The following is an 11,830-nucleotide window of genomic DNA, read 5'->3' as shown; positions in this document are numbered from 1 at the left end:
ATACGGCGTTAAAAATAAAAATAAAAAGAAGGACATGATTATTGCTCTTTAGTCGATCTAATGTTTTGATTTTTAAAAATAGCTTAGGCTATTTGTCTTAAAATAAAAGAGCAAACATGCCATATGTCTGCCCTTTCATTTTTAATATGCCAACTGAATCAGCATTCTAAAAAATCCTGCAATGATTAATAAAGTCAGAAAACCACCGATCCAAAGCACAATAAACCATTGAGTCTGAGATAATTTCAATTTTCATCTCCTTTGCGTTTATTTAAGGTGAATGTCTTTGTTTTTAGTCAATCAGACATTCACCCAATTTAAAATAACAACATCTGATTAATGATAACCTTCATCACCGACACGAACTTTGTCACGGAATACCCAATACGACAGTCCTGTATAAATCAAGATGATTGGAATCAAGATTAATGCACCAATCAAGGCGAATAATTGGCTACTTTGCGGTGCTGCTGCTTCCCAAATGGTAATTGACGGCGGAATAATGTATGGCCATAGACTGATCATAAAGCCTGTATAGGCTAAGAATACCAATGCCAAGGTATAAATAAACGGGCTTAATTCAGCACGTTGTTTACATGCACGTAATACCAGCCATGTAAAAATGATCACTAAAATCGGGACAGGACTGAAATACATCAATTGTGGCTGACTAAACCAACGCGCAGCAATTTCAGGATGTGCCATTGGTGTATATATACTGACTGCACCAAAAATGATAAATAATGCGATGATCATCTTTGGCATAAGTTTATACATACGATCTTGCAAATCATGATCTGTTTTAAAAATTAACCATGCACAACCCAATGCAGCATAAAGCACCACCACGCCAATGCCAGTAAAGATGGTAAATGGTGTTAACCAATCTAAACCACCACCCGCATACATCTGATTTTCGACTTTAATACCTTGAATATAAGCTCCTAAAATCATACCTTGAAAAAAACTTGCCAAGACTGAACCACCAATAAATGACTTGTCCCAGAAATGCTTAGTTCGATTGGCTTTAAAACGAAATTCAAATGCCACACCACGGAAAATCAAAGCAATCACCATCAAAATGATGGGCATATACAGCGCAGACAATACCGTTGCATAGACCAATGGAAATGCCGCATATAAGGCTGCACCACCGAGCACCATCCACGTTTCATTGCCATCCCATACAGGCGCAACAGTATTCATCATCACATCGCGTTCATGTTGGTCTTTGAAGAATGGGAATAAAATCCCGATACCTAGATCAAAACCATCCAACACCACATAGATAAACACGCCAATGGCAATAATCACAATCCAAATCAGAGATAAATCAATCATTATTTACGCTCCTGTTCATTGCTATTGCCAGCATTCAAATCTGAGTCAACGCTTTCTTCTACACTGGTCAATGGACGTTTTGAGGCAAGAATCACCGCTTCTTCGCTATGAATTGCGCCTTCAGGCGTTGCATGAATAAATTGCGGACCTTTATGCATTAGTTTCAACATGTAATAAATCCCGATGCCAAATACCACGCAATACACCACCACAAAAATGATCAGCGTTAGTCCCACTTGCTCTGCCGATACAGGCGATAATGCATCTTTGGTGCGCATTACCCCATAAACCACCCATGGTTGACGACCAACTTCAGTGGTAAACCAACCTGCAAGTAGTGCAATAAATCCTGATGGACCCATCACAAAAGCAAAACGATGCAACCATTTATTTTCATACAGCTTGTTACCTTTACGCAAAATCAAAGCAAAGAATGCCAATGCAATCATCAACATGCCAAGCCCGACCATGATGCGGAAACTCCAGAACACCACCAATGAATTTGGACGATCTTCTTTGGCAAATTCTTTTAAGCCTTTGACTTCACCATCCATCGTATGTGTCATGATCAGGCTTCCAAGATTAGGAATACCAATCGCATATTTGGTTTCTTCCGCTTCCATATCAGGAATACCGAATAAATATAACGGCATGCCCTCGCCTTTATTGGTTTCCCAATGCCCTTCAATCGCAGCCAATTTTGCAGGTTGATGTTTCAAGGTATTTAAACCGTGGTTATCGCCAATCACCACTTGTAATGGAGCAAGGATTAAAATCATCCACATTGCCATAGAAAAAGATTTTTTCACCAAAGCATCACGGCGACCTTTGAGTAAATGCCATGCCGCAGTTGAAGCGACCAATAAGGCAGATACCAAGAATGCAGCCGCAGCCATGTGTGCTAAACGGTATGGAAATGATGGGTTGAATACAATTGCAAACCAATCCGTTGGAACAATAATGCCATTTTCAATACTAAAGCCTTGCGGTGTCTGCATCCAACTGTTGGACGATAAAATCCAAAACATGGAAATACAGGTACCTACTGCGACCATCGTGGTTGCAAAAAAGTGAGCACGTGGTCCAACACGCCCCCATCCAAACAGCATAATGCCGAGAAAACCCGCCTCTAAGAAAAAGGCACTCAACACTTCATAAGTGAGTAATGGACCTGTTACAGAGCCCGCAACACGGGAAAATTCACTCCAGTTGGTACCAAACTGATAACTCATCACTACACCTGATACGACACCCATACCAAATGCCACGGCGAATATTTTGACCCAAAATTTAAACAAATCTTGATAAACAGGGTCTTTGGTTTTCAGCCAACGCCATTCTAAAACAGCCAAAAAGCTCGCTAAACCAATCGAGATTGCAGGAAAAATAATATGAAAAGACACGGTAAACGCAAACTGAATACGTGCCAATTCAAGTGCTGTAAGTCCTAAAGTCATAACACCACCTCAACCTTTTGCAGCCATTTATTCTTTGCTACGACATTGTGCAATTTTTGTTTTACTTCTTTAGCATAAACATTCAAATAGACAGGCGTCTGTTGATTTATGATTAACGTTTTTTTAATCCATTTTAAAAACAACGCATAAAATGAACCAAACAATAGGCGAAGCGAGTTCCTTCCCATTGCTTTTGGGAATAATAAAGCTTGCATAATCAATCTCTACATAAAATTCGGAAATTAAGTTGTTGTTTTCAGCGCCACAAAGACGTAGATAAAACACAACTCACGACATCAAGTTATGTAAATAAGGTAGGTGGAGCTCGACCTTGTGGTAGGAGATATAATCGCTGTAAAGCGAAATAAACATGTTGATGGTTTTTGCTATACGCAATCAAACGAATTTGTATTCGATCTAAAATTTCTTTTACACCGAGCTCGGGCGGTAAAACCAAATTGCCATAAACCACGCAATACTGACATTGATGGTTACTGTCATGATGATGACTCGAATGTGGCTGCTTTTGATGATTTTCGGCTTGTTGCTCAGCATCAAACTGATCAAGATGGAGAAAATGATGAATAAAGCTGCTTTGATGTATATTTGAAGTCGCTTGGTCAGGATGCAAAAGCGAATGAGTAATGTGCTCACAAACCGGAGCAATCTGATATTGCTCAGGAAGTAACGGCTGTAAAAAAACCGCAAGCTGTAACAATACTGTCGCACATGCAAGCAACAGCCCACTACGTCTTAACACAATCGATTGCCCATTTATTGGATCAAAGGTAAGAGCGACATCTTCAGTTGATCTTTAAATCACGGTGAGGCTAAACATCATAGCTTTCTCATTGATTAAAAACCAAGCATATCACTCGACTTTACATTTCTACTATAGTCTATATTTGCATGTTTTCAAAGTATCTTTATTCTTTTTTTAGCAATAGATATATATTTTTATGCTAAAGAAAAATGCTTGAAGATTCATTCTATAAAATCCAAGACATTCATCTTTTCTCTAGCAAAAGATATAAATCACGACGAATTATAGAAGATGCTGATAAGCAGGATAAAAAATCACAGCAAATGTCATGACAACAAATACAAGCCAAAATAAGATATTTGACCATTTCAAGAACAATAAACGCCTTTCATTGAGCTGAAAGTTCTCCATATTTAAATAAGACTTATACCAAGACCCTGTATAAATACGTGCACTTGGATTTTTAATTTGTAGTTGTTGTAAAAAAGCACTATACATTTGATATTTATTTTTGAGAAAAAATACTTTCTTGAACGTAAAATCCAATTCAAACATTCGAGGATAATCTTGTAATTCCTTCTTATGTGCTAAGGTATAGCGTATTTCCATCTGATGTGTTTTTCCTACTGAGACCATATGAACAGAATCAATATCACAATAATGGATCTGCTCAGTTGAACCATCTGTAAAAAGAATCGCGACAGTATCAGGGTAAATCTGAAAGTTTTGGATGATTGCTTTGGATTGAGATGTAGATATATTTCTATAAAACAAAATAAAAATCGGTAAAACCAACAACAGACTCAAAAAGATGGTGGTATGTACCTCCATAAATACCTCAGGATCAAGGAATTTGATAAACTCAAATACATCTTCAAAAATTGTGTAAAAAACAATCCACACAAAAAAGATTAATTGCAAAATAAAAACCAAAATAAAATATTTAATGATCATACTCACAACATAAGCAGGCTTACCCTTGAGTGGTAAATCAAACTGCTGTTTATAATACTTAGTTTTAAAAGTTTGATCTTTGCGTAATTGGCTTTCTATAACCTGTTGTTCCATCCACTGCTGTCTTAAATGATGTAAATGAATTTTATTGGGATCAAATTTTTTGTGATGTTTACGATGTCGTAGCTTAGTCATTTATATAATTTTGCAAAAACAATAGTATGATATAACAATCATAAATCAGCAGTAATATCATGTATACAAAAGCGAGTGATCAATCACTCGTTTTACTGACAATATAAAAATCAATGAAAACTATTTAAAAACTTTAAAACGTACTTGATCTTCAATATATGTTTTTTCTGTTGCAGGTGCTTCAATAGAACCAAAGACGAATTGTGCGCGCAATTTCCAACTCGCAGGAATATCCCACTCAGCATGAACTTGCTCATCTACAATCGGATTATAATGTTGTAATGATGCACCTAGACCTTCCGTGTTTAAAGCCGTCCATGTAGCAAACTGTGCAATCGCTGTTGAATGTTCCGCCCAAATTGGGAAATTATCCGCATAGGATGGAAACTGAGCTTGCAAACTTTTTACAACATCTAAATCTTCAAAAAATAAAACTGTGCCAAAACCTGCTTTAAAGCTGTCAATACGAGCATTGGTTTTTGCAGCACTGGCTTCATCTTTACTGTAGGCTTGTAGTTTTTCTTTGACAAATTCCCAAAACTTTTCATGCTCTGCATTAAATAAAATCACAGCACGAGAAGACTGGGAGTTAAACGAAGATGGACTTTGCTTGATTGCATTTTGAATTAAGGCAGTTAACTGCTCAGGTGTTTGCTCAACACGGCGTCCAATCGCATAAATTGTTCGTCCATTTTTAATTAAATCTAAAAAATGATTCGACATTATTGAAATTCCTTTGGTATTTCCTCGGGGAAATACGAGACCAAGCGCTACAATTATTTATAAAAATTAAACAATCAATATCATCATCATTTGCCTTTTCTAAGGCATTATTAAAACAAAAAATATCTCGAAATACATGGTTAAGCTTATAAAAAATAAGCATATAAATTGCATTTAAAGTATAAAAGCACATAAAAAATGCCAATGCAGTACACAGACTCATTGGCATTTTAAATATTCATCAAACAACAAACGTATATTAAAAATAAGCACACATATTCAGTTAAAATTTAGCATTTAACACATTGGCTTTCACTTGATCCTTCCACAAATCACGCAAAGTCGGTAAATAGAATTTTTCACCAAGCTCAACTAATTCGGCATCAATCAAAGCATGAATCTCATGCATAAATAAATAATCTAACTCAACCGTTGAAAGCTGCTTTTGCGCTTTGGCAAATTCTTTACGTTTAGCTTGGGCTTTTTTCACCAATTGGTCAGCATAGTTTTTATCTTTAAATTGACCAATTGCATTTAAACGCAATTCAATCACACCCCAACCACTGAGGAGCAGCTTAAATGTTGCAAAATCTTGCGTAGTCGATTCCCATGTCATTTTTTCCAAGTCTTCATCTGAAGGAAGCACAGGCAATAACAACTCCATGACACTTGGAAAAATCTTTTTAAAATTCAAAATAAATTTAACAGGATGTTCACCCGGATAATCCTTAAATTGAACATTTTTTTGAACATCCGTCAAATATATATCTAGCATAACCAATCATCAGCAATAAAATTCTAATGCGTATTGTACGCACTTCATTTCTAGATAGAAACTATTGCTGATGATTTCTGTACAGATTGTGATTAGTTATGCTGCTTACTTGGCATTTGGATGCACCATTTTTTCAGGTTGTACCACATCATCAAACTGCTCAGCCGTGACAAGACCTAATTCAACTGCAACCTCTTTTAAAGTTTTACCTTGTTTATAAGCAGTTTTTGCGACTTTCGCTGCATTTTCATAACCAATCACAGGGTTTAATGCGGTGACGAGCATCAATGAGTTATGTAGGAAATAGTCTATCTTTTCACGATTTGGCTCAATACCGATTGCACAATGCTCATCAAAACTATTACATGCATCACCTAATAGCTGAATCGATTGAATTAAATTAAACGCAATCACAGGCATATAAACATTTAACTCAAAGTTACCTGAGGCACCTGCAAAGTTAATGGTCGTGTCATTCCCCATGACTTGGGCAACCACCATAGTCATGGCTTCACATTGGGTTGGATTAACCTTGCCTGGCATGATACTTGAACCAGGCTCATTTTCAGGAATATGGATTTCACCCAGACCGCAACGTGGACCACTCGCCAACCAACGAATATCATTGGCAATTTTATTTAAACTTGCTGCCAATGTTTTCAGTGCACCTGAGGCAAATACAGCAGCATCTCGCCCAGCCAATGCTTCAAATTTATTTGGATTGGTAACAAACGGTAAACCTGTTAATAGTGCCAATTGTGCTGCGGCTTTCTCTGCATAATCTGGGTGTGCGTTGAGCCCTGTCCCCACAGCCGTACCACCCAGTGGCAACTCATACAACCAAACCAAGGCTTGTTCTAAACGTTTGATACCATTGTCGAGTTGTTGTACATAGCCGCTAAATTCTTGTCCTAAAGTCAACGGCGTTGCATCTTGTAAATGGGTACGTCCAATTTTAACAATATCTTGAAATTCTTGTGATTTTAAGTTGAGTGTATCACGCAAACGCTTAACCGCAGGAATCAATAACTCATTAATGTGTAACGCAGCTGCGACATGAATCGCGGTTGGAAATGAATCATTGGTCGATTGCGCACGGTTGACATGATCATTCGGATGGACAGGTTTTTGTGAGCCTAATGGATTACCTAATTTTTGGTTGGCAATATTGGCAATGACTTCATTACAGTTCATATTACTTTGCGTACCAGAACCTGTTTGCCACACCACTAAAGGAAATTGACTGTCCCATTGTCCAGAAATGACTTCATTTGCAGCATCCACAATATAATTTGCAAGCTCAGCTGGAATTTGCTTCAGTTCAGCATTGGTCATTGCTGCCGCTTTTTTGACTAAACCCATTGCTTGAATCATAGGGCGAGGTAAATGTTCATGCCCAATTTTAAAGTTTTGTATACTGCGCTGAGTTTGTGCGCCCCATAGTGCTTCACTTGGGACTTCTACATCGCCCATGGTGTCATGTTCAATACGTGTCTGCATACTCACCTCTTGTCAAACTGAAATAATGGGCATTGACCGATCAAAGCGTCAATGTCTTGATTTATCTATAATAAGCGGCAAAACCAAAAATGTAAATAATAATCATTATCAAGTAATCAATTCTCTATTTACCCTTTGTACTAACAGCCTAGCCATTGTTCAAGGTATTTTGATAAAACTTCCATTCGTCCTGAATCATGTTTTGCAATGAACGTTTTGCTGCCCATTTTAAAATACTTTCTGCTTTGGTGCTGTTTGAACCTATTTGTGCGAGTTCTTCATATTTATATGCAGCGTCAATCGTTGTAATCTCAGCAGCAGTGACTTCTTGCACACAAGTAATTAAATTTCGAATCGAACTTTGCTCACCCGCAATATCAAAAGCTTCACAAATATTCAATTGGTTTTGCAACCAAAATAAACTGGCATGCACAGCTTCACAAACATCCAACACATGCACAAAACTACGCTCTACAGTACCATCTGTGGTGTTTGCTTGGTCTTGGAGTTCTATAACATCTCGTTGCCCCGCAGCAACTTGCAACAGCATTGGGACAATGTTTTTAGGCAATGGGTTAACAAACTCACCTAACACACCATGTTCAAATGCACCGACAATATTCCCTAAACGTAAAATTGCAATACACCATTCATTGTCAGTCTTACAGGTATCTTGAATAATCTCTTCAATCATTTGTTGTGATTTGATATAAGGATTTGGATACGAATAGTTAAAATCAAGTTGTTCATTCAATGCTAAGCTGGATTTTCCATACACCGCTAAGCTAGATAAATGCACCAAACTTCGTACCCCTGTACGCTGCATAGAACGTAATAAACTCATGATACAACTTACATTATCATTATAATATTCAAGTGGTTTTAGTTTGGATTCTTCAAGTGATTTAAAACCTGCGGTATGTACTACAGCATCAATTGAATATTGTTCAAATACTTTATTTAATGCGGGCGTGTTTCGAACATCGATTTTTACAAATGGAATATATACATTCCTGCAATATATTCAAGGCGTTCTAATGTTTGTAAATTTGCATTGGCTAAGTTATCCACAATGACGACCTCTTGCCCCTGAGCAAGCAAGCTAATCACCACATGCGAGCCTATAAAGCCTAAACCACCAGTCACTAAAATCATTGTATACTACCTATTGTTATCAAGTGTAAATGATGCTGTCTTTATCATCTAATCTTCAAGTGAAGTTTCAATGAGTACTTTATTACTAATTACCTCTGCACCTACCTCTATTCATGCTTGGCATGCCTTAGGTTTAGCACAAGCACTACATGCAAAAAAGCAAGAATTTCGTGTCTTCTTTTATCAAGATGGTGTATCCGTTGCGAATCAATTGCAATGGTTCCCCGATGATCAACGAAATGTGTGCAGTGAATGGCAGAAATTAGCAATCCGTTTACCTGTCTGCGTGAGTGCTGCACTAGCACGTGGCATCACAGATCTAGAAAATGCCAAGCGACATCAAATCTCAACACATAATCTTGCTGAAGGCTTTGAGTTGGTCGGTCTAGGTGAACTTGCTGATGCAGTTGAGTCCTGTGACCGTCTACTTCAATTCTAGGATGTTATTATTATTTAAGTGTTGCAATTCAAAGGTAAATTGTGTGAAAACTGTACTTGTTATTTTAACCCAAACCAACCTCACCTCCTTGCAGGTCAATGAAAGTATTGCTGCGACCATGGTGCTCGCAACTTTTGGCAGCAAAGTCAAAGTCTTACTACAAAATGGTGCACTCAGTTTACTAAAATCTGAACAGGTCTTTGATCAAGTGAAACATGCGTTTAAACTTGCTTCTAACATGTTGGATAGTTTTGAGTTTTACGATTTAACTCCTATTTTAGTAGAAAATAAGGATAAAAACTCAATTTTTGTTACGCAATCACAACAGGAAATTGAATTTATTGATTTAAATCCCCAATTTATTCAAGATTTTGATCATGTGTTGTATTGGTAATAAACGCTACTATTCAGTTTAAAAATGAGAAATTAAACATGTCACAACACACTTTATTTTTAATCCAATCGGAATTTGGCAAAACTTCTGCCTGTTTAGAACAGTGGGCAAGCATGTCAAACGCAAACGATGCAGTGGTACTGATGGGGGATGCGATTTTGTTCGTTCAAGATGCACGTATACAACAACACACTACCGTATATGTACTTGAAACAGATTTGGATTTGCTTGCAACACCATTGAGTCAAAATGTGCAAACTCTTACTTATGCTACTTTTGCTGACTTAGTTTTAGACTTTAAACGTTGCATCAGTTTAAAATAATCTATTTCTCCCAATCAAAATGAGTGAACTCATTTTCGCTTAGACAGTTAGGCTATTTTATGAATTTAGAACTCGATCAAGATGGTCACTTAGTCGATTATACAATTTGGAATGAAGATGTTGCACAACAACTGGCACAAAGTCTAAATTTAGAATTAACCGCTTGGCATTTTGAAGTTTTACAAGCAGTGCGTCAGTTTTATCACCAATTTGGACATTCTCCTGCGACACGCCCTTTAATTAAATTTTTAATGAAAAGTGTCAGCGCTGACATCAACAATGCTCTACTACAAGACAAATTTCAAACGGGTTTGGTTGCACGCCATTTAAGTCGTTTGGCAGGTATTCCTAAACCTGCAAATTGTTTGTAATCATGATTTACTCGTCACTTTAAGCCTGTTTCTTGATCATTTTTTGCATAAAATCCAGATTAAAAACAGGTTTAATCTGCTGTGCGTCTAATAACACACCACAATCTGAACAAACCAAAACAGGTTTAAGCACATGCTGACATGGACGATGTACAAAATGCACGATCGGTTCATGTGCGATATCCATCCATTGATTTGACCAATCCGCCATCGTCAACAAGACTGGATAAAGTGCTCGCCCTTTTTCAGTCAAACAATATTCAAAACGCTGCTGGCGATCCTTATAAGGCGTTTTTACCAATACCTGATGCTCGACCAAACGCTTTAAACGTGCTGATAAGATATGGCGTGTAAGCCCCAAGTTTTGCTGAAAATCATCAAAACGGCGCATTCCCATAAATGCATTACGAATAATCAAAAAAGTCCAACGATCACCAATCACCGATAAAGTACGTGCAATTGGGCAAGGTTGCTCACCAATTTCATCCCATTTCATGAATGACTCAATTTTTTAGCTAAGTATTTACTGTAATGATCTCATGCTCTTTTTAAAAGTAAAATTTTAGCTTGAACAGGGTTATTTCAGTACCATCTGCTTTATTTTTATTACTCATTTGTACTCTAAGCACTCCATCTCAACATAATCAAACATGAGTTTCACATTGATTTTTATCATAAAAAAATAAAGTAAAATATAATGTAATGACATTGTATGACATATATCTGTACAAAATTATGAAAAATTCATTTTAAATGTTTTTTTACATATCTTATTGAAAATCAATATTTTTTAAATTTGATATTCAGAATTGATCAAGATAGACTTTGGCAAGACTGAGTTAATTAAGAATAAAGACATGACGAATTTAAGTAATTTGAGTACGACGAGTGAAGTAAAAAATGCACAAACTTCTACAGAAGAAACTGAAATTGTTCATGTGCCAAAATCTCAGGTCAATGAAGTAAAACAATATTTAACGAACAAAGCACAAAAACAAAAAGTACGTGAAGTCGCATCTATTGCTATTTTTGAATGTAAAAGCACAGCATCTATTCCACTAGCACAAAGCAAAATTGCAGCTGGCTTACCTTCTCCTGTGCAGGACTACACAGAGCAATCGATTGACTTTAACGAATATTTAATCAGAAACCCCAATACAACCTTTGTGGTCAAAGTGGCTTCTTTATCCATGCTAGGCGCAGGCATCGATGTTGATGATGATTTGATTGTAGACCGCAGTATCGAAGCAAAAAATCGTAATATTGTTGTGGCTTTGGTCGATAATGATTTTACTGTAAAGCGCCTGATGATCGAGGGTGATCGTAGATGGTTACAAGCAGAAAATCCTGAATTTCCTGATATTCATTTTCAAGATGGTCAAGAAATGGTAATTTGGGGCGTGGTGACGCGAGTCATTAAGAATCTAAAATAAAATGCAG

The 11,830-nt window shown here is 37.0% G+C and carries 15 protein-coding genes and 1 pseudogene; 5 read left to right on the top strand and 11 right to left on the bottom strand.

The window, feature by feature from the left end:
- Positions 1 to 141: 141 nt before the first annotated feature.
- The 10 genes and pseudogenes from G0028_RS09635 to G0028_RS09590 form a co-directional block, all read right to left on the bottom strand.
- Positions 142 to 249: a DUF2474 domain-containing protein gene (locus G0028_RS09635; RefSeq protein WP_107007692.1), complete on the bottom strand. Its 108-nt coding sequence runs from the start codon at positions 247 to 249 to the stop codon at positions 142 to 144.
- Positions 250 to 336: 87 nt separating this feature from the next.
- Positions 337 to 1,341: a cytochrome d ubiquinol oxidase subunit II gene (cydB, locus tag G0028_RS09630; protein WP_130073583.1), complete on the bottom strand. Its 1,005-nt coding sequence runs from the start codon at positions 1,339 to 1,341 to the stop codon at positions 337 to 339.
- Entirely contained in the window at positions 1,341 to 2,798 is a 1,458-nt protein-coding gene (locus tag G0028_RS09625) for a cytochrome ubiquinol oxidase subunit I (RefSeq protein ID WP_180045184.1), read from the bottom strand. The genes cydB and G0028_RS09625 overlap by 1 nt, the downstream gene beginning before the upstream one ends.
- Positions 2,795 to 3,013, bottom strand: coding sequence for a hypothetical protein (locus G0028_RS09620; protein WP_180045183.1), 219 nt, complete (start codon positions 3,011 to 3,013; stop codon positions 2,795 to 2,797). Before G0028_RS09620 ends, G0028_RS09625 begins: the two co-directional genes overlap by 4 nt.
- An 86-nt stretch (positions 3,014 to 3,099) precedes the next feature.
- Positions 3,100 to 3,558 carry a DUF2946 family protein gene (locus tag G0028_RS09615; protein ID WP_174492649.1) on the bottom strand — a complete coding sequence of 153 codons (459 nt, stop codon included), beginning with the start codon at positions 3,556 to 3,558 and terminating at the stop codon, positions 3,100 to 3,102.
- 285 nt (positions 3,559 to 3,843) lie between these two features.
- Positions 3,844 to 4,710, bottom strand: a complete 867-nt coding sequence (locus G0028_RS09610; protein ID WP_180045182.1) for a hypothetical protein — start codon at positions 4,708 to 4,710, stop codon at positions 3,844 to 3,846.
- Between the two features lie 120 nt (positions 4,711 to 4,830).
- The gene (locus tag G0028_RS09605) at positions 4,831 to 5,433 is read right to left on the bottom strand and encodes a nitroreductase family protein (protein ID WP_180045181.1); all 603 of its coding nucleotides are present in this window, start codon (positions 5,431 to 5,433) and stop codon (positions 4,831 to 4,833) included.
- A gap of 283 nt (positions 5,434 to 5,716) precedes the next feature.
- Positions 5,717 to 6,208: a hypothetical protein gene (locus G0028_RS09600; RefSeq protein ID WP_174492654.1), complete on the bottom strand. Its 492-nt coding sequence runs from the start codon at positions 6,206 to 6,208 to the stop codon at positions 5,717 to 5,719.
- A 105-nt stretch (positions 6,209 to 6,313) separates the two neighbouring features.
- Positions 6,314 to 7,708 (bottom strand): class II fumarate hydratase, encoded by a 1,395-nt coding sequence (fumC, locus tag G0028_RS09595; protein ID WP_174492655.1) that lies wholly within the window; start codon positions 7,706 to 7,708, stop codon positions 6,314 to 6,316.
- 148 nt (positions 7,709 to 7,856) lie between these two features.
- Positions 7,857 to 8,863 (bottom strand): annotated as a pseudogene (locus tag G0028_RS09590) (SDR family NAD(P)-dependent oxidoreductase).
- Positions 8,864 to 8,933: 70 nt separating this feature from the next.
- Here G0028_RS09590 and tusD point away from each other — a divergent pair.
- The 4 genes from tusD to G0028_RS09570 are packed head-to-tail and all read left to right on the top strand — an operon-like array spanning position 8,934 to position 10,390.
- The gene (gene tusD, locus G0028_RS09585) at positions 8,934 to 9,302 is read left to right on the top strand and encodes a sulfurtransferase complex subunit TusD (protein ID WP_130073592.1); all 369 of its coding nucleotides are present in this window, start codon (positions 8,934 to 8,936) and stop codon (positions 9,300 to 9,302) included.
- Positions 9,303 to 9,345: 43 nt separating this feature from the next.
- A complete protein-coding gene (locus G0028_RS09580; protein ID WP_130073593.1) occupies positions 9,346 to 9,696 on the top strand; it encodes a hypothetical protein in 351 nt (116 codons plus the stop codon).
- A gap of 38 nt (positions 9,697 to 9,734) precedes the next feature.
- Complete coding sequence (locus G0028_RS09575) at positions 9,735 to 10,019, top strand: DsrH/TusB family sulfur metabolism protein (protein WP_130073594.1); 285 nt, start codon at positions 9,735 to 9,737, stop codon at positions 10,017 to 10,019.
- 59 nt (positions 10,020 to 10,078) lie between these two features.
- Positions 10,079 to 10,390 (top strand): TusE/DsrC/DsvC family sulfur relay protein, encoded by a 312-nt coding sequence (locus tag G0028_RS09570; RefSeq protein WP_130073595.1) that lies wholly within the window; start codon positions 10,079 to 10,081, stop codon positions 10,388 to 10,390.
- A gap of 19 nt (positions 10,391 to 10,409) precedes the next feature.
- Here G0028_RS09570 and G0028_RS09565 read toward each other — a convergent pair whose 3' ends face one another.
- Complete coding sequence (locus tag G0028_RS09565) at positions 10,410 to 10,886, bottom strand: winged helix-turn-helix transcriptional regulator (protein ID WP_130073596.1); 477 nt, start codon at positions 10,884 to 10,886, stop codon at positions 10,410 to 10,412.
- Positions 10,887 to 11,247: 361 nt separating this feature from the next.
- Between G0028_RS09565 and G0028_RS09560 the strand changes: the two genes are divergently transcribed.
- Positions 11,248 to 11,823, top strand: a complete 576-nt coding sequence (locus tag G0028_RS09560; RefSeq protein ID WP_180045180.1) for a LexA family protein — start codon at positions 11,248 to 11,250, stop codon at positions 11,821 to 11,823.
- Positions 11,824 to 11,830 lie beyond the last annotated feature (7 nt).

Source organism: Acinetobacter piscicola (genome assembly GCF_015218165.1).
In the GTDB taxonomy this organism is placed as follows: domain Bacteria; phylum Pseudomonadota; class Gammaproteobacteria; order Pseudomonadales; family Moraxellaceae; genus Acinetobacter; species Acinetobacter piscicola_A.
This window is presented reverse-complemented; position numbering and strand designations above follow the sequence as displayed.